Here is an 18925-nt window from a genome sequence, read left to right on the forward strand (position 1 = left end):
TCACTTAGTTTACGTTAACCGTGCTAAATTTTGCTGCATGATGATTGATCTTTTCCAGTGCCTCCTGATACTCATGTTCCAAACGGTTAACAATATCAGCAGTAGTTTCAATCCGGTCAATTGCCCCGACGCCATGGCCGGCGGACCAAATATCTCGCCAGGCCTTTACATTTGTTTCTTTTTGCATATTATCGAAATTCACGTTATCTTTTTTTACCAATTGATTGGGGTCAAGTCCCGCTATAACAATACTAGGTTTTAACATATTGCACATGACACCTGAGAAAGCATCTGTTAATATAATGTCTTCTTGTGTTGCCTCCACTAACATTTCACGATATTCATCATTTGCCATGCTTTCAGTAGCTACAATAAATCGTGTGCCCATATAGGCAAAATCTGCTCCAGCGGCTTGTGCTGCTAGTATTCCCTTTCCCGTTGAGATGGAACCTGCAAGTATGATGATTCCATCCCAGAAAGTCCGGACCATATCAACAAAAGCAAAGCTATTGATTTGACCGGCATGCCCCCCTGCACCGTTGGCAACTAAAATTAACCCATCGACACCAGCTGCTGCAGCCTTCTTGGCAAATTTCAAGTCACTGACATCTGAAAAAACAAGGCCTCCATACTCATGAACAATTTCAACAACTTGTTTTGGACTACCTAATGAAGTGATCACTAACTGTGGCTTGTGTTTCTTAATTAACGCTAATTCATCTTGAAGGCGGCTGTAGGAGCTATGTACAACCATATTCATTGCCCAAGGTGCTATTTTCTGGGTTGAATCTTTTGCTCGGGCTGCCTCAAGCTCAGCATTCAAATGTCCCATCCATTGATCTAGAACCTCAATTGGTCTGGCATTAGGGGCAGGAAAAGAACCTATGACCCCATTCAAGCAGCAATGTTTAACTAGCTCGGTGCCTGACACCAGAAACATCGGGGCAACAATAACGGGCAATTTCAATTGACTATACCAATGATCAAGAATCGACTTCTTCATAATCTCACCTCGTGGTTTAGAATTTTCCGAATACACTATACTCTTTAATAGTAACTTAAAATGAATGAATATTCAATCATTTTTATGAACTGTATTAAGTCGTAATAGGTTTGCTTTCCATTGACGTAAAAAAGGACATTATTCATAATTTAACGTTTCAGAAAATTTACAACGGCTTGGTCAATCAACTTCTAAAAATAAAACAAACGAAATTTCAATTGGGAAAATTATCAACCAAACCCAAACATCACAAAGCTTAAAGGCATTTTAATCTATTAAAGTAAAAAATCAGACGGGACTATTCTAAGCTCCGTCTAATCTAGTAAACTGGTAACACTTTGTTGAAAAGGAGTAATAATATTAGAAGTTTTCGTGGGAGAAGAACCAGTGATCGTTTTTGTAATCGATATTGGAGCAATAGTAACAGCTCCACCAAAGTTAACAATTCCTCCAGAAACGGTCCCAATCGAAATACCATCTTTATTGACCGCCAAATAATCCACTCCTTCCATTCATTTTTATCATTATATGTACAAGCTTTTAAGCTTGATTAAGCATCTTCATTAATCCAATGAAAAATTACGATACAAACACAAGATAGAGCTTTTGTTTTTTGCAAAATTGATAATTGCTCAGCAGGTCATCTTATAAGAAACTCTTCTCTCCCCAAGGTGCGGTTCCGATTGAAACGAACCCAATACTGAGATACAATTTTTCCGCACCAATATTCTCGGGATTGTACCCAACAATAATCTCCTTTCAATCCTCCTTCTGACTTAACCCTTGAAGATGAAAAGGACATTTCCAACTAATTTACAGTATTTTTCTCGTTAAAAATCTAGTCGAAACCTCGAAAATCTAGTATGATGTAATAATGTATTAATTCTTGAACAAAGCGAGGATTACGATAAAAATGAGCTTATTAAATGTTGAAAATTTAAGTCATACTTTCGGAGACCGTACTTTATTTAAAGATGTTTCCTTTCGATTATTAGCAGAGGACCATGTTGGTCTCGTCGGTGCCAATGGCGTTGGTAAGTCTACATTAATGAAAATTATTACAGGGCAATTGATTCATGATAGTGGCCGTGTGGAATGGACACCGGGTGTTCATTACGGCTATTTAGATCAGCACACTGTCTTAACTCCTGGGAAAACGATGCGAGATGTGCTGCGTGATGCCTTCCTTCCACTTTTTGAAAAAGAAAATGAGTTAAATGAAGTAACAGCACAAATGGCTGATGCTACACCAGAAGAGCTTGAAGTTCTTTTAGAAAAAATGGGTGAAATTCAAGACGCATTGGATGCTGGAGGCTTCTATTCTTTAGATATCAAAATTGAAGAAGCAGCGCGGGGCTTAGGGCTTGATGCAATCGGCCTAGACCGTGACGTCGCAGCCCTTAGCGGTGGACAGCGAACAAAGGTCCTTCTTGCTAAGCTTCTATTGGAACAACCAAAAGTTTTATTACTCGATGAGCCGACAAACTATTTGGATGTTGAGCATATTCGTTGGTTAACCTCATATTTAAAAGATTACCCATATGCGTTTATTCTTATCTCGCATGATACGGAATTTATGAATCCTGTATCCAATGTTATTTTTCAATTGGAATTTTCTAAGTTGTCCCGTTATACGGCAAGCTATGAAAAATTCCTGGAACTCGCGGAAATCAATAAGAATCAGCATATTAATGCCTATGAAAAACAAGTGGAATTCATCAAAAAACAAGAAGATTTTATTGCAAAAAATAAAGCAAGGTACTCCACTACGGGTCGGGCGAAGAGCCGTCAAAAGCAATTAGATCGGATGGAACGGATTGACCGTCCAGAAACTGCGATGAAGCCTACCTTCGGTTTCAAAGAATCACGTAGCAGCAGTCGCTATGTTTTTGAAGCAAATGATTTGGAAATTGGTTACTCTCACCCCCTTCTGCCGAAAATGAATATGACATTAGAGCGTGGCGAAAAAGTCGCGATTATCGGCTGTAATGGTGTAGGTAAATCAACTCTACTTAAAACAATGCTTGGTAAAATAGATCCTTTAGATGGTAAGGTTGAGCGCGGTGATTTCCTCTTCCCTTCTTATTTTGAACAAGAGGTAAAAGCAGGAAATATTACCCCAATTGATGATGTCTGGAATGCCTTTCCATCCATGGATCAGCATCAAGTCCGTGCAGCTCTTGCCCGCTGTGGATTGAAGAATGAGCACATTTCACGTCCAATGAATCAGCTAAGTGGTGGCGAGCAGGCGAAGGTTCGTCTTTGTAAGCTAATGATGACTGAAAGTAACTGGATTTTATTCGATGAGCCGACAAATCACTTAGATATAGATGCAAAGGCAGAATTGCAACGTGCTCTTAAAGAATACAAAGGAACCATTGTCCTTGTCTGCCACGAGCCAGACTTTTATGAGGATTGGGTCACAAAAGTGTGGAATGTCGAAGAATGGTCACAACAAACCGTATAGAACGGGACTTTAAACCCCTGCAGCACCGATTGTAGAAGCCAGCAAATAGGATTTGCTGGCTTTTTTCCATAAAAATGAACTTCTGTGAAATACGGAAAATGGCAATACAAACGGGAAAATCACTCTTTTAAACCTTATTACGAGTTTTTTTTATTATTGAATTTCAATCCTTGTCCCATAGCCAGCCACACTGTCAATAGAAATCTCTCCATTATGAGCCCGAATATTTTTAACAAACAGTAATTTATAATACATATGTTTTAAGGACATGCATAAAATGGGTTACAGGATATATTGGTATAAAGGAGCCTGATAATGAAAATAAAAACCTTTTTAAGTGTTTTTTTTCTTTTAGTTACCTTAGGTTTTGTAGCTTATCTTGATTCACCGTACTCCTTTTTGAATATAAAATATGCCTATACAGCTGATCAACCGGTTATCGCCCAACCTGTTAATGTTGAGCCATCCAGTGATATTCCTGAATTGGAAGAAAAACTAGAGAAGCGTGAAAGAGTTGCTGGTTATATCGTAGAGACGTATGAAGAATACGAAGTCTATAAAGACAAAGATGGGAATGTAATAAAAAGTGAGCCTTCTGGAAAAACAGATACACTTAGATATTGGGACTACAATAATAAAGACCGCTAAATGGGGTACCGTCAGGAAAACGTCAATTTTCCTGACGGTACCCCATTTAGGAAAAAAGATAGGAACCTAATAATTTTTAAGGATGATTGGATGATAAAGAAATTGGATTCGTAACCTTTATTTGATAAGTGCATAATTTATTTTAAACAAAATATGTAGTTAGGGGTGCGGATATGAGTGTGATTAGAACAGATGAGTGGTTACTCGATTCATATCATGAACCAATTGAAATATGTGAAAAGTTAAAAGTACACTTTAAGGATGCTCTAGCTTCCGAAATCTACGAATACTTAACACTACATGGAATGTATCATCCTCTTAGGAATGGAAATGAGGTAGTGAAAAAGTTACAAAACAATAAAGTATGGGAAATTGTGGAGGGAGAAAAACTACGACTTCAAGAAGTGTGGGAAGGACCAAATATCCCTATTTTTATTTTTCCATCAGATAAGAACAACCGAAAATTAAAACAAGACTTTAACGGAAAATCAGGTTTGTCCTTCAAAGATAAACTATTTTTATTTATTTCAGAGGATAATACGGAAAAGGAAATAAAGGCTTTGTTTACACATGAGTATAACCATGTTTGTCGGTTATCCAAGTTTCAAAAAAACGAAGAGGATTACGTATTGCTGGATACAATCATTTTAGAAGGATTAGCTGAAAATGCAGTCCGTGAAAGAATGGGTGAAGAATTCTTAGCAACTTGGACATCGTATTATTCTAATGAAGAGCTAAAGAAAATGTGGAAAAACATAGTGTTCCCAAATAAAAATATTCAAATAAATGACCTAAAGCATCAAAACATCTTGTATGGATTACGTTTCTATCCGAAAATGTTAGGGTACTGTGTTGGGTATTACTTGGTTAAGAATTATCTTGATTCATCGAACAAGACTAGTAAGGATCTACTAAACATCAATACCGATACCATTACTCAAATAATGTAAAAGTACTATGAAACGAAAAAAACAGAAGAAAAAAATCTCGTCTGTTTTTTTATTGAATGAATAAATGATCAAATTATATTAAACACTTTGAATGTTGTTTATTGGAGTCCACTCCATCGCCTAACACATCGTATTCATACGGAATCTTGCCAAAAATACTAAGAAACCATCTTCCGGACAGTTTATCCCATTCTTGTGAGAGCTGAATCAGTCTTGTACTAGTATGCTTTTAACTCTTTTAATCTAACAACATTAATTATTTGACTACCACCAGAAAAAAGGAAGTACTGCAAATGCAGCAATAGCACCAAGCGCAATTCCAGCGCCAAAGCCCCAGCCCCAGCCCCAACCGCCATAACCAAAACCGCCTAGGTTTCTAGGTCGTCGTCCCAATGGTTGAAGATAAACTCTGTTGTTGGCAACACGATGAATGATTCCCCTATGAATTCTCCCGTCATGGGTTCTGATTTCAACTGCTCTACCCATATGTCTATGACACAATCCATGAAAATGTTCAACTGACATTTTTTCACCCCCAATTACTTATGAACCATACGACATTATACGTATTGAAATAATTATCGTAATGGACAAGTGTAATAGGGTATTAGTGGAAATTTAAAACCTCTGCATTAATTTATCGATATGCCTCGAGCCCAAATTTTGCCGTAAGTTTATTTGCTAGATCGTCCTGGAAAAATCTAGTGCAAAAAAAAGATGGGGTTAATTGTTCCTCCCATTTTCTTTTATAAATAGGATTTACCGTAACGTTTTTAATGCACCACTCCATGCAATCACCTGATCGAGCATTGCATTCACATTATTTAGGTGCAAATCAGCTGGTTTGAAAACTGTCCCATTTTCAAAGTCAGTAAATAGGGATAGTGTAGGATGTACTCGAACATCTGCAACTTGTAACTCACCAAATATTCCGCGTAAGTGTTCAGCTGCACGGGCTCCGCCAGTTGAGCCATAGCTTACAATTCCGGCTGCTTTATTGTTCCATTCATCACGTACTGTATCAAGGGCATTTTTTAATGCTCCTGTGATACTGTGGTTATATTCTTGAGCAATGAAAACAAATCCATCCAAGCTAGCTAGTTTTTCTGACCAGGCTTTAATTCCTGGTTCTGAACCATCCGTTGTAAATACGAACGGTAAATTGTATTCTGCTATATCAACGATTTCATAATTTGCATCTCCGCGTTTGTCAGCAATTCCTTTTACCCAATCACCGACTTGTGGACTTACACGGCCTTGACGTGTGCTTCCTAAGATAATACCAATAGTTAATTTTTCATTTGCCATTGCTTCTTCCTCCTTAGTTGGTCTTTATAATATTTTGTCTAAAAAGCCCAATATTTACACATCCCTTCTTTAAAATGATTAATACATGCACGGTTCTTGCTTTATCGGGAATTTATTAACGCAAGATGGAATTCACCAGTACTTTCATTTCAAATCTTCGGTAAGTGTACAGTCTTGCCTTATCTTAAAGTGTTATAAACTAAAAAAAGATATGGCCCTTTTAATTAGAGAAAAGGTCCACATCCTTATTGTGTATCATTATGCACAGGATTCTTGTTTCATTACTTTCGCAATTTCTAACGATTTAATATGATAACCATCGACTTCAAGAACCTTAAACTCATAATCATCGTACTGAATTTTATCGCCTTCGACAACTTCCATTTTTTCTGACAAGATCCATCCACCGATTGTGTCTATATCAGAATCGTCTAGATCCAATCCTAACAAATCATTTATTTCTTCAATCAGGACTTTTCCATCAACAATAGTTTTATTTGGCCCTATTTTATTTATTTCTGGAACTTCATCCGCATCAAATTCATCACGAATTTCTCCAACAATCTCTTCCAAAATATCTTCGACCGTTACTAACCCTGCAGTTCCGCCATACTCGTCAATTAAAATGGCCATATGAACACGATCTTTTTGCATTTTGACTAACAAATCATGAATAGGAATCGTTTCAATGACTTGGACGACTGGACGAACATATTCCTCAATGCTGGTTTCGACATTATTACCTTTGATATATTCTGTAAATACTTCTTTCATATTAACCATACCGACAATGTTATCTTTTTCACCATCAATGACAGGATACCTAGTATAATTTTCTTCCGTCACGATTTTCAGACATTCATCTAATGATTGCGAGATATCAAAAGCGACAATTTCTGTCCGAGGCACCATAATTTCGTGGGCATTTCGATCATCGAATTCAAAGATATTATTCACATATTTGTATTCAGATTGATTGATCTCGCCACTTTTATAGCTTTCGGAAATAATGATTTGAAGTTCTTCTTCTGAGTGAGCCACTTCGTGTTCAGAAGCAGGCTTCAAACCAAATAGTCCTGTAATCATTCGAGCGGAGCCATTTAATGCTTTAATAAAAGGATACATGATTTTATAAAATAGCATCATTGGTCGAGCAAAAATCAACGTTATCGTTTCAGCTTTTTGGATTGCGAACGTTTTTGGTGCAAGTTCCCCAACCACAACGTGAATGAACGTTACCGATGCAAATGCTAGGATAAATGATGTTACACTTGAAACTGATTCTGGCAGGTTAATGTTAACCAAAAGCGGGTGTAGAATGTGTTCAACTGTTGGTTCACCAAGCCAACCTAAACCTAATGCTGTGACCGTAATACCTAATTGACATGCAGACAAATATTCATCAAGGTTTGTCACAATCGTTTTCGCTACGATTGCACTCTTGTTGCCTTCTGCTACAAGCTGATCAATTCGTGTACTGCGGATTTTAACAATAGCAAATTCGTAAGATACGAAAAATGCTGTAAAAGCTAATAAGATTGCTATTGTTATCAAATTTATAATGATCAATGGTCTCCTTACTCAATAATTCAAGTAAGGAATACACCTCCTGTTTATTACAAGTTAGTTATCTAAATAGTAATAATAATGTTTGTGCTAGTGAAACTCCCTGTGACGATAATTTATTTACTAGCATTTCTTTTTGTTGATTGCTTAATTTTTGCAAAATCGGTTCGATTACCTTTATTTCCTCTTTAAGATGTTTCATGATCATCGCAATTTGCTCAAAATGCTTCTCTGCTTTCTGTTTATCAATGCCATTTTCTGATTTGATCAATTCGATAGAAGACTTAATTTCTTCAAGCGGCATTTTCAGATTTTTGTAATGTTCAATTAAGGCCAATATCTGAATTGACTCTTCTCCGTATAATCGATAATTTGCATCCGTTCTAATCGGGTTAAGTAAGCCCATTAGGGTGTAATAATCGATTGTTCTTTTGGATATATTCATTAACTTCGCTATTTCACCAATTCGATACAACTTCCCAACTTACTCCCCCCTTTCTCTATTAAAATACTATATCATAAATAAAACCGTACAGTCAACGTGTTGGTTTTTCACAAATACATAAAAATCGATTCATCTATATTTGTGTTAAACTGGATATATCCAAATTAGTATTACATTAAGATAAATTTGCATAAAAACAGAAAAGAAGGTTTTGTCATTGATTAAATTTCGGTGGTGTTGTTGTATATGAAAAAATCAATCATGATTAGTTTGTTCATATCTTTGGGTACTTATCTAGCTTTATCCCCTATATTTTGGAGATTAACTTCTTACCTCCACCCAATTGTTTTAGCTGTTCTGCTCTTTTGTATCTTCTTTTTGGTCTATTTCTTTGTTTTACTAATCAGAAAAGAATCGATTCATATTTCCTCTAGGCTATTTTTGTCTCTTTTCATTCTTTACTCGATTGGACTGTTAATTTTGTTATTTTTGCGACCAAACGACCAGAGCTACAACTCTATGAATCTAATTCCATTTTCTACAATCTCTTTTTATCTTTCTGGAAAAGTAAATTGGTTAATTTCGTTCTATAATTTAGCTGCCAATGTAGGATTATTTATTCCATACGGTATTTATTTGCTGTTGAAGAATTATTCTCCTTTAAAGCTTATATTTATTCCTATGGTTCTGATTGCTTTCATTGAAATCATGCAATTAATAACACATCGAGGTAGTTTGGATATTGATGACCTGATCTTAAATCTTGCAGGAGTTTTCATTGGGTATTTATTTTTTCCTTTATTTAAAAAAGCTGTAACAATCCATGCTAAATAAGAAAAGGACTCATCGTCGGATGAATCCTTTCACTTTGCTTCCGCGTTCACTCCTTCTGCCTTGTGAGCCACCTTCCTTTCCTCCCCTTCTTGCCAAGTTTGAACTCAACTGGATTATTGTCCAGAAATCCAACAACGCCATTTTCATGTGCTTTTGACAGCAATTCTTCAATGACCATCCTTAAAACGAAATTCCACTACTTTCCATTTGTTTTTCCGAATTGTTAATTTATGAGAATGAAGCAGGATTTGATATAGACATACATTTTTTTATCATTAACACTAAAATCTTTTATACTGCACATTTAACTCTTTGTAAGCATATTATTCTAAAAAAACATGAAATTTTAGGGGGATTGAACAACCGAGGAGTTCATGAATCATGAGAAGGATTGATGATTCAATTTATTCAAAATAGAAATGCATATATAAAACGACAATTGATGAATATTTAAGGAAAGACGAAGTATATGGGTTATTATCATATACTTATTTGTGCCTATTTTTCACCAATTGCATCAAAAAACGCTTCTTTATTAGTACACATCACCCCATGATACATATAGATGCAGTGTATATATTTATTTAATTGAAGGAGGTTAATGCTTTTATGAATAGAGAGATAATGAACCAACTAGTGGACAAAACAATCAGAGTAGATCGGGGCGGCCCAGAATCAAGACTTGGAAAACTTCTTGCTGTATTTGAAGATTATTTTGTCCTTTTAACAGAAAGCGATGGAGTCGTTTACTATAAGACAAATCATATCAGAAGTATTACGGAAAGTTCTAAAGACCTAATGAAGTTCGGATTAAAGGTTCCGGAAAAATTTGATTATAAAACAGCAGAAAACTTCGTGAAGCTTCTAGAAGCGGTCAGATTTCAATGGGTGAAAATAAATCGCAGCGGACCGGAATCATTAGAAGGTGTACTCAGTGATGTAAACAATCATTTCGCTTCCCTCATCGTGCAGGAAGAAGTGGTTCGTTTCTCCATGAAACACGTTCGCAACATTAGCTACGGCTTAAAGGTTGAAAAAACAAAAAAAGATTCCGATGACAACAATGATAACGATAATGATTATGATGATGACGATTACTAATAATTAATATGTCGCTTCTCCATAAGAGGAGCACCCCATTATCGCTTAAGGAGGGTTATTACATGGGGGGAGATAAATTTTCAGCTGCCTTAGATTTATTAAAAGGCTTTAATGTAAATCTTTATGTAGGTGAAGAAGTATTTAATGGGAAACTGATTGGTGTGGAAGCAGATCATGTCGTACTCGAAACCGATAATAAATACATTTTTTATTATAATATTGATCAAATACAAGCCATCACCAAGAATACAAAACAGTTTCAGCCCGAGAAACCAAAAACAAATTTTCAAACAACCCAGAGCCTATTAGAACTATTACATTCCTTTCAACATTCCTGGGTTCGCATATTGAGCGTTAATAAACAGAAGTTTAGCGGTGTTTTAAGTGAGATTGATGCTGATTTTGCTACGTTAATAAATGGCGAAGAACGGATATTAATAAAACTATCACATGTGTCTAACATCTTGAAGGGATTTATTAAAGAAGAGGAAAAAAAGTCGGAAGTATCAAAAGAACATACGAAAAAGGAAAACGAAGCTAAAGGAAAGGGAACTTTTTCTACCCATAAAACCGAAGATAAAATTGAAAACAAAGTAAAATCATCCATAAAAGAAGCCTTAAATACTTCCGAAAACAAAACAAAAACTGCCTCACAAATTGAAAAAACTGAATATCAACAAGAAATGGAGGTTCAAACAGAAGTGAAAGAGCATAATGATCATATGGAATGGTCACAGCCACTAATAACCGAAACTGCTGTAACACAGCCAACGATTGAAGCCATTACCAATAACATAGTAAGTAAAAAACAAAAGACTGATGTGACACTTCCAAAACCTACTGATGAAAAGAAAAATACCAGCAATGAGATGAAATTATCGAACAACAAAACGAAAAAATCAAGCAAAGAAAAGAAAAAATCAAACCATGAAAGGAAACATAGAGAGGAAAAGAACGAAGAACCAAAAATAAGCAAAACAATCGAGAAAAGGAAGGAAACAAAACCAGTCAATGAAGTAGCCAGGCCAATAAAAATGGAAACTACACCTCCTTCAATATTCCCCTCAACAAATAAGGAGGTAAAAGCTGTAAGTGAAGAAAGTAGCGCAAATAATCAGAGCTTATCGAAACAAAAAGAACATGAGTCCAGGGGTTTTCGCTTTGCTGGTGAACCAGTTTCCCGTGAAAGCGATCCAACTTTTCCATTTGCCGGATGGCCAAACAGAACTAAAAAAACTTTTAGATTGTAATGGAAACAACTACAAATTAATGCTGAAATTATTTTGATTCGTTCAAGCATATCAACTTTTATCTTCTAAAACGAGATCTCTATAAATATGAGCTGGGAAGGTCTTATTATTTTAATATACTTATAGGAATGAATCACTTAAGCCCTTCTCTATTTGCACATAGAAATAGCCAGGAAAGGATGTAGTAAATGAATTTGAAAAATATGAAAGGGAAATATATTAAACTAGACATTTCAGGAAAAAAATTAATTAGTGGATTACTGGTTGATATTGGCAGTGATATATGGGTAGTCTTTAACGGTAATGATTACCTCTATATCCCCATTGTTCATATCCAAAACTGGATATTTTTAAAACAGAATGAAATCGCTGAAATTAATAATAACGACGAACCAACACCTATTTATAATCATAATGAAGAAATCTCATTAAGGAAAACCCTAACATCTGCAAAGGGTATTTTTACAGAAATCTATGTAACTAGTAAACAAGCACTGCATGGTTATATCATTAGTATCATGAACAATTACTTTGTGTTTTACTCCCCTATTTACAAGACAATGTTTATCTCGCTAAACCATCTAAAATGGTTAATTCCATACACAAATCATCAACGACCTTACGGTTTAAGCAATGCCAGTCTGCCAGTTAACCCCAGTAATATTACTTTTGCACGATCATTTGAAGTCCAAATTGAAAAATTAATAGGCGAGTTAATCATTTTTAACATAGGTGAAAATGAGGATATGATTGGTAAAATCCAAGGAATTAAGAATAATTTTGTAGAATTAATCAGTGCTAAAGAGGATCCTGTTTATATTAATTTACAGACTATCAAAACTGTTCATATGCCATAAATGATCCGATTTTTATAGTTGATTTTTAAACAAGCTTTTTATTAACAAACAAAATCAGAGTGTCAAAATTGACACTCTTTTAATATGCCCATTTATTATTCAATTTTGAGAACATAAAGTAAAAATGAAATTGCGGGTAAGAGTATAAAAAAGGATAAACGGACAAAAGTTGCCCGAATACCCTTTAAACTACTAACCTATTTGTTTTTAAAATAAACTGGATCAGATTTTTCACCCACACGAAATGAAATGAATCCGAATGTAAGGCCATAAAGGAAGGTAATAAGAAACATGGAGCCAATCATATCTAAAATAACATGTTGCTTGACAAAAAGAGTGGAAATGATAATTAAGGTCCCAAAAATATGGATACAAAAATTTGTAACAAGATGTTTATTTTTAATATGAATGGATGCCAGCATGATCGCAAAGGTCGTAAGCACATGAATACTTGGAAAACAGTTGACTGGGCGGTCGTTCAGATAAATCCACTGAACAAGTCCAGTTAAGAAATTGTTACCGGTAAGTGCTGGCCTTGGAACGGTAGTCTGAAAAAAGAAGTAAATAACAAAGCAAATTAGCTCGGCTATCACGATTAAAAATAATGTTTTCATATATACCTTAGTATCCTTAAAACAAAAATATACTAAATAAACAAACAAATAAGCATACCAAAGGATATACGGAATGATAAAAATCGACAAAAAAGGAATCATATGATCGATTGAAGATGTAATATCAACAGCGTTATCTGAACGATTATTTAACAGCTCATAGATTTTACCCAGAGGCGGAAGCACCAACAAAAGTAATAAGTAGGGAGCCTTTTTTAATAGATTTTTCACATGTGTCCCTCCCTTTTTCAAAAACAAAAAAACCTATATTGACAGTTTACTAGATGAAAAGAATGTCGAACCTGTTTCATAATACCATAAATACCTTGAGAATACATAAATTTCCCAAAGTTTTTGATTGTCAAAAGTGGTGTCACAATTGTGGTGTCAGGCACCGCTCGTGGACAGTGTGCCCAAATTGTCCACGAGCGGTGGACATATGGGGCAAAGTTAGGGGCCGAATCTAAGTTTTTTTTAACTTTTGATTCAGCCCTTTTTCTTTTATACTAAATATCCTTTACGTTTTGTTGGAATTAGTTTTAAAGTTTTACTCGCAACGTTTCGGCCTCTGTAACAATTCTTTTCACAAGTTCACGGGCAGGTAGTTTTTTCGCTATTCTTGGGCTTTGGCCTGACCAAAGTGACATGTATTCAGGTATTCCTATTGCTGCCGAGGCTTTCCTTATAGCTTTTGTCAGTTCATTTTGCAACGGATAAACAGGGAGTTCTTCTTCATATCGTCTCATTTCTGTAATAAAGCGATTATTTATGCCCCTGGCCATTTTTCCTGAAAAAGCCTTTGTTAATACCACCTGGTTTTCGGATGCTTTTATGATGGCGTTTTTATGAAGGATGTTTGCCCCACTTTCTTCACATACAAGGAAGGCGGTCCCCATCTGTACCCCAGTAGCTCCAAGGCATTTTGCGGCGATAATTCCTCTTCCGTCCATTATTCCCCCTGCAGCAATTTTCGGTATTCGAATAGCATCGGCAACTTGAGGAATAAGAGACATCAAACCAATTAGAGATTGTTTTTCTTCTCCTTGGAAAGTACCTCGATGGCCTCCTGCTTCTGACCCCTGGACAACGACAGCATCCATTCCGGCATTTTCATTCATGATTGCTTCCTGAACCGTGGTGGCGGTGCCAATTAAAACAATCGAATTCTCTTTTAATCTTGCAATCACTTCTGGTGACGGCAGACCAAACGTAAATGAACAAATTGGAACTTTTTCTTCTACTACTATACTCAGCTGTTCATGGAAGGTGCTTAAATCCCCTTCATAAGTTGGGAGGATTGGCTCTTCTTTAACAACTAATTCTTCCTTAAACGGTTGTATAATTGCTTTAGTTAAATTTAGTTTCTCTGAGTCAACTCTAAATTCTGAAGGAATAAATAAATTAATTCCAAATGGATAATCTGTTAACCGTCGTACTTCGCTAATTTGTTTTCTAAGCTGGCTTGGACTCATATAGCCGGCGCCAATCATACCGAGTCCTCCTGAATTTGAAACGGCTGCTACTAATTCAGGCGATGTAATCCCTCCCGCCATGGGAGCTTGGATGATTGGATATTTTATTTTTAATTCTCTTGTTAACTCATTTTCCCACATACTCTTCACCACCCTTATTTTTTTATTCTATAATCATCATTAAAAACCTCTTTATTTAGGTTGAGGTTCCAAATATATATTTGCATTACCTCCGCTGTGGTGTCAGGCACCATCTGTGGACATTTGTCCGCCCTCGGTGGACACTTCTTCTGGAAGAAAAGAGAAACCAAATTGGTCTCTCTTTTCTTTTTTGTTGGTTATGATCCTGTTTGTTGTCTTCGTGAGAATCTGTGGTATCTTGTGCCCTGGAATACGAGTTCACCGATATCACCTTCTGCCAATTGGCCATACTCTCTCCCACCTACACTAAATTCCATCCTGTCACCGCTCTCTACTTGGAATGTTACATGGTACGACGTACTGGCATGAGAGTCATTTCCACCCCCACTTATTGAAGTCCTTTTCGAAACAACAACCGCATCAACGTTTAAGCGAGGTTGCTTGTTATTACTGCTCCATTCCCTAATTCCTCTGAAAATGGTAAAAAGAATAATTCCTACAACCAAAATAAAAAATATCGGAAAAATGGTTTGCATAATTGAAAACATATCAAATCCTTGGTCAAAATCCATCAAGTCTTCCCCCTTGGTCCAAATGAAAATGGTTTCGAATATCACTTGGTTTCATAATTTTTGATTTAAGTTAGATAGTCCATATCTCAAATATACCGATTGATTCCAAACCCAACAAGATTTTTTTGCAGAAAATAACATTAATGGAAGCAACCAAAGGGTACACGCAATGAAAATATGCTAAGCTTAAACCATACGTAAATAGTAAAAACTTTAAGATGGTGAAATAAATGGAACGAATTATCTTATTTGATGGTGTCTGCAACCTTTGTAACAGTAGCGTACAATTTATCATAAAAAGAGACACAAAGGGCAATTTTAAATTTGCCTCCCTTCAAGGAGCCACCGGTCAAAAACTACTTGAAAAATATGGATTGAATACTGACATCAACAGCTTTGTTTTTATAGAAAATGAAAGAATATTTGTTAAATCAACTGGAGCGCTGCGCGTCTGCTGGAATTTAAATGGGTCTTGGAAAATGCTTTCAGCCTTCCTTGTCTTACCCCGATTCATTCGCGACTTCTTTTACGAAATCATCGCCAAAAACCGTTATAAATGGTTTGGGAAAAAAGAAAGCTGCATGCTCCCTTTACCGGAATGGAAAAATAGATTTTTAGATTAAAGGAGACAGGAACATATGAATAGAAAAATTGTCTTAGCTGCTGGAACAGGATTCTTAGGTCAATCCTTAGCTCATTTCCTCGAAAGTAAAGGTTATCAAGGAATTGAAATATTTATTATAAACAGAAAGCTTGGATCGTGCCTAACACCAAAACCAACTAATATTTCATTCCATTAGGCATACATTTTATTAAAACTGGTTTTTCAGCTGGAGGTGCAAAATGGAGATTGTTGTTAGGCAAGGAGATTCTTTATGGAACTACAGCCAGTTGTTTAAAATAAATTTGCAACTCATTAATGATTCCAATCCGTCTATACAGCCAAAAAGTCTTTCAGTTGGCCAGCGAATTCAAATCCCAGGCTTTGTTACCCAAGAATATCAGATTCGTAACGGGGACACATTATGGAGTATTGCCCAAAGCCGACATCTCCCTCTTGAAACAATCTATCTGGTGAATCCTGGAATTAACCCGAATAATCTCAAAATAAATCAAATCATAAAAGTTCCATTGCGGATAAAATGGAGATTAGTGGATGGCGGGCAACCATACGATTATGCTAAATTGATAAATGATATCACGCGATTACAAGCTGTGTACCCCTTTCTGCAGGTCCCATCCATCGGAAATACAGTTCTCGGAAAAAATATTCCAGAAATTCTCATTGGCAACGGAAGGAAAAGAGTTCATTATAACGGTTCGTTTCATGCCAACGAATGGATTACCACACTTATCATCATGATCTTTTTAAACGATTATTTATTATCTCTTACTAATGACAATATAATTCGGGGACTATCTACCTCCAGTTTTTACGACCAAACCACTTTATCGATTGTTCCAATGGTGAATCCAGATGGAGTTGATCTCGTTTTACATGGGCCACCAAAAAGTGAAATCTGGAGGAATAGAGTAACGGAATACAATAAGGGCAGCACAGACTTTACGGGGTGGAAAGCTAATATTCGAGGGGTAGACCTTAATGATCAATTTCCAGCCAGATGGGAGTTAGAGAAATCAAGAAATCCTAATCAGCCTGGACCAAGGGATTATGGAGGGGAAAAACCGTTATCTGAGCCTGAGGTAATCGCAATGGCAGACCTAACGAGAAAGAGGGATTTTGCTCGCGTACTTGCATTTCATACTCAAGGTGAAGTCATCTATTGGGGATTTGAAAATCTCGAACCACTTGAGTCAACGTTATTCGTGAAAGAATTTAGTAGAGTCAGTAGTTATGAACCTGTCAAAACGATCGAAAGCTATGCCGGTTATAAGGACTGGTTTATTCAGGATTGGCGGCGGCCAGGCTTCACGGTGGAACTTGGTCATGGAATTAATCCACTGCCACTATCACAGTTTGATAAAATCTACCAAAATACGCTAGGTATTTTCTTAGCGGGACTTTATTTATAAAAAGTTTTTTATATTGAAAATGGAGCTTGGAAAAATCCTCCGGGTTCCTTTCCCTATCGCAAAACTTGAAATTGTAACCGAACTTGCAACGTATTTTGCTTCTTTTTTTGTAATTAAAACAAATGGCTCAATTAGTATACTGAGCCATTTGTTTTATTTATTTTCAGTAGCTTATTCAACTCACCTTTAAGTTGAATAAAAATTAATTTTTATTATCCCACTTTAAGTTTTCCTTCCAAACTAACCATTCAGATTTAATTTGTTTCGATAAAACCATGAAACGTTTAAGACATTTTATCCCGCTTATTCCAGCATGCCTCTTAGTTTAATAAGCAATTACCTTTTCCCCCCTATCTCTAAATCATGTTATGATAGATTACAAGTTAGATTTTGACACCGTCTAGAATGTGAGGTTCATGATGATTACAAATACAAAAGAATTGAAATCCCAACTGAATAAGATAATTAGTGACCCCGATTTTTTACGATTACAGGAATCCTTTGAAAAAGAAAGTTTGTTTCAATTATTAGGTTTTGGACACCGCGAAACAATGCATAGCGCATTTATTAGTTGGCTACTCTCTCCTATTTCGTCGTTAAATTTAGGCTCATTCCCACTAAAGCGTTTTCTCTACTATATTTGTGAGGAGAACGTTTCGAATGTGAAAACAACTATTGATTTTGATTTGATTGAATCGGATGCACTTGAGTTAGAAAAAATGGAGGTCGCTACTGAAGTAACAGCCTCTGCCGTTGATCCAGATACAAATACGAAATTAAATGCCCGATTTGATTTATATTTAACGAACGACTTTGTAAGAATTATTGTGGAAAATAAAGTATTATCACGTGAAAATAAAGACCAAACCGAAACATATACAAAAATTTTAAACAATTTGGATGACTCGTATACATATGATTTAAAGGTATTTTTATCTCCTGATACTACGGTAAAACCAAAATGTCCTGAGTTTATTCAAGTCGACTATCAAGGACTTTATGATTTTGTCATTGTGCCTTGCTTAAACCATCCAAAAATTTCAATTGCGAATAAAAACCTTTTAGAACAATATGTCCATAACTTACGCATGGTATATAAAGGAGTGAATAAACCCATGGCAAAAGTAAACGATGAATTATGTATCGCCATATACAATAAATATAAGGATGTATTAGATGAAATCTTTGACGCCGTAAAAAATGAGACACCTGAAAAACGAAAAGTCAAAACCTCTTCTACCGTTCGTCCATCGAGAATACCTTGGAATGAAATCTATGCTCGTCTAAATGAAAACGAGAAATATTTAGAGTCTACTTATGGAAACACCATTACAAAAGCAGAAATCGATCTAACAAGCGGTCATATACTTTTCCAAGGCAAAGAATATAGCAGCCTTTCAAGTGCTGCGATTGCGGCGATTAATTCCATCAGAGGTGAAAACCACGCAGACCGTTACAACGGATTTGAATTCTGGAGCATCGTCTATCCAAATGGTGAAAAGAAAAAACTATCTGAAGTACGTGCTGACATCGAATTAGCCCTCGTACAAGATGAGGAAGATTAAAAAAGAAGATTAGTTTCGAATAAATGCCTTTCAAGTAATAGTAACGCTCAGAAATGACCATTTTCTGAGCGTTTTTTATTAAATATGAAATTTAGGTT

20 protein-coding genes are annotated in these 18925 nt (G+C 35.9%); 11 read left to right on the top strand and 9 right to left on the bottom strand.

What is annotated here, in order from left to right; all coding sequences use genetic code 11:
• Positions 1-4: 4 nt before the first annotated feature.
• Both M5A78_RS15950 and M5A78_RS15955 read right to left on the bottom strand, forming a co-directional pair.
• On the bottom strand, positions 5-1003 hold the full coding sequence (locus M5A78_RS15950) for an NAD(P)H-dependent flavin oxidoreductase (RefSeq protein WP_248736267.1): 999 nt from the start codon (positions 1001-1003) through the stop codon (positions 5-7).
• Between the two features lie 314 nt (positions 1004-1317).
• On the bottom strand, positions 1318-1497 hold the full coding sequence (locus M5A78_RS15955; protein WP_248736268.1) for a spore germination protein: 180 nt from the start codon (positions 1495-1497) through the stop codon (positions 1318-1320).
• Positions 1498-1916: 419 nt separating this feature from the next.
• Here M5A78_RS15955 and M5A78_RS15960 point away from each other — a divergent pair, with 419 nt between their 5' ends.
• The 3 genes from M5A78_RS15960 (at position 1917) to M5A78_RS15970 (ending at position 5068) form a co-directional block, all read left to right on the top strand.
• Positions 1917-3470, top strand: a complete 1554-nt coding sequence (locus tag M5A78_RS15960) for an ABC-F family ATP-binding cassette domain-containing protein (RefSeq protein ID WP_248736269.1) — start codon at positions 1917-1919, stop codon at positions 3468-3470.
• Between the two features lie 315 nt (positions 3471-3785).
• Positions 3786-4118, top strand: coding sequence for a hypothetical protein (locus M5A78_RS15965; RefSeq protein ID WP_248736270.1), 333 nt, complete (start codon positions 3786-3788; stop codon positions 4116-4118).
• Between the two features lie 173 nt (positions 4119-4291).
• On the top strand, positions 4292-5068 hold the full coding sequence (locus tag M5A78_RS15970; protein ID WP_248736271.1) for a DUF2268 domain-containing protein: 777 nt from the start codon (positions 4292-4294) through the stop codon (positions 5066-5068).
• A gap of 264 nt (positions 5069-5332) precedes the next feature.
• Here the strand turns inward: M5A78_RS15970 and M5A78_RS15975 are convergent, their stop codons facing one another.
• The 4 genes from M5A78_RS15975 to M5A78_RS15990 all read right to left on the bottom strand — a co-directional run bounded on the left by M5A78_RS15975 (position 5333) and on the right by M5A78_RS15990 (position 8417).
• Positions 5333-5593: a hypothetical protein gene (locus M5A78_RS15975; protein ID WP_248736272.1), complete on the bottom strand. Its 261-nt coding sequence runs from the start codon at positions 5591-5593 to the stop codon at positions 5333-5335.
• A 234-nt stretch (positions 5594-5827) separates the two neighbouring features.
• Complete coding sequence (locus M5A78_RS15980; protein WP_248736273.1) at positions 5828-6376, bottom strand: NADPH-dependent FMN reductase; 549 nt, start codon at positions 6374-6376, stop codon at positions 5828-5830.
• A 258-nt stretch (positions 6377-6634) separates the two neighbouring features.
• Positions 6635-7945: a hemolysin family protein gene (locus tag M5A78_RS15985; protein ID WP_248736274.1), complete on the bottom strand. Its 1311-nt coding sequence runs from the start codon at positions 7943-7945 to the stop codon at positions 6635-6637.
• Between the two features lie 58 nt (positions 7946-8003).
• A complete protein-coding gene (locus M5A78_RS15990) occupies positions 8004-8417 on the bottom strand; it encodes a MerR family transcriptional regulator (protein WP_248736275.1) in 414 nt (137 codons plus the stop codon).
• Between the two features lie 216 nt (positions 8418-8633).
• Here M5A78_RS15990 and M5A78_RS15995 point away from each other — a divergent pair, with 216 nt between their 5' ends.
• From M5A78_RS15995 to M5A78_RS16010, 4 genes are all read left to right on the top strand, one after another.
• On the top strand, positions 8634-9221 hold the full coding sequence (locus M5A78_RS15995; protein WP_248736276.1) for a VanZ family protein: 588 nt from the start codon (positions 8634-8636) through the stop codon (positions 9219-9221).
• Between the two features lie 609 nt (positions 9222-9830).
• Positions 9831-10322 (top strand): hypothetical protein, encoded by a 492-nt coding sequence (locus M5A78_RS16000; protein WP_248736277.1) that lies wholly within the window; start codon positions 9831-9833, stop codon positions 10320-10322.
• Positions 10323-10384: 62 nt separating this feature from the next.
• On the top strand, positions 10385-11572 hold the full coding sequence (locus tag M5A78_RS16005) for a hypothetical protein (protein ID WP_248736278.1): 1188 nt from the start codon (positions 10385-10387) through the stop codon (positions 11570-11572).
• A gap of 188 nt (positions 11573-11760) precedes the next feature.
• Positions 11761-12429, top strand: a complete 669-nt coding sequence (locus tag M5A78_RS16010; RefSeq protein WP_248736279.1) for a DUF2642 domain-containing protein — start codon at positions 11761-11763, stop codon at positions 12427-12429.
• A gap of 197 nt (positions 12430-12626) precedes the next feature.
• On the opposite strand, the gene M5A78_RS16015 is transcribed toward M5A78_RS16010, so the two are convergent.
• The 3 genes from M5A78_RS16015 to M5A78_RS16025 all read right to left on the bottom strand — a co-directional run bounded on the left by M5A78_RS16015 (position 12627) and on the right by M5A78_RS16025 (position 15228).
• Positions 12627-13274: a phosphatase PAP2 family protein gene (locus M5A78_RS16015; protein WP_248736280.1), complete on the bottom strand. Its 648-nt coding sequence runs from the start codon at positions 13272-13274 to the stop codon at positions 12627-12629.
• A 308-nt stretch (positions 13275-13582) separates the two neighbouring features.
• Complete coding sequence (locus M5A78_RS16020; protein WP_248736281.1) at positions 13583-14656, bottom strand: NAD(P)H-dependent flavin oxidoreductase; 1074 nt, start codon at positions 14654-14656, stop codon at positions 13583-13585.
• Positions 14657-14853: 197 nt separating this feature from the next.
• Positions 14854-15228, bottom strand: a complete 375-nt coding sequence (locus M5A78_RS16025; RefSeq protein WP_248736282.1) for a DUF2500 domain-containing protein — start codon at positions 15226-15228, stop codon at positions 14854-14856.
• Between the two features lie 230 nt (positions 15229-15458).
• Here M5A78_RS16025 and M5A78_RS16030 point away from each other — a divergent pair, with 230 nt between their 5' ends.
• The 4 genes from M5A78_RS16030 (at position 15459) to M5A78_RS16045 (ending at position 18827) form a co-directional block, all read left to right on the top strand.
• Positions 15459-15851 (top strand): thiol-disulfide oxidoreductase DCC family protein, encoded by a 393-nt coding sequence (locus M5A78_RS16030; RefSeq protein ID WP_248736283.1) that lies wholly within the window; start codon positions 15459-15461, stop codon positions 15849-15851.
• A 15-nt stretch (positions 15852-15866) separates the two neighbouring features.
• Positions 15867-16028 (top strand): hypothetical protein, encoded by a 162-nt coding sequence (locus tag M5A78_RS16035; RefSeq protein ID WP_248736284.1) that lies wholly within the window; start codon positions 15867-15869, stop codon positions 16026-16028.
• Between the two features lie 43 nt (positions 16029-16071).
• Positions 16072-17262 (top strand): M14 family metallopeptidase, encoded by a 1191-nt coding sequence (locus M5A78_RS16040; protein WP_248736285.1) that lies wholly within the window; start codon positions 16072-16074, stop codon positions 17260-17262.
• A 416-nt stretch (positions 17263-17678) separates the two neighbouring features.
• On the top strand, positions 17679-18827 hold the full coding sequence (locus M5A78_RS16045; protein ID WP_248736286.1) for a PD-(D/E)XK nuclease family protein: 1149 nt from the start codon (positions 17679-17681) through the stop codon (positions 18825-18827).
• Positions 18828-18925: the final 98 nt, after the last annotated feature.

The organism is Neobacillus rhizosphaerae (assembly GCF_937468385.1).
GTDB lineage: Bacteria > Bacillota > Bacilli > Bacillales > Cytobacillaceae > Neobacillus > Neobacillus rhizosphaerae.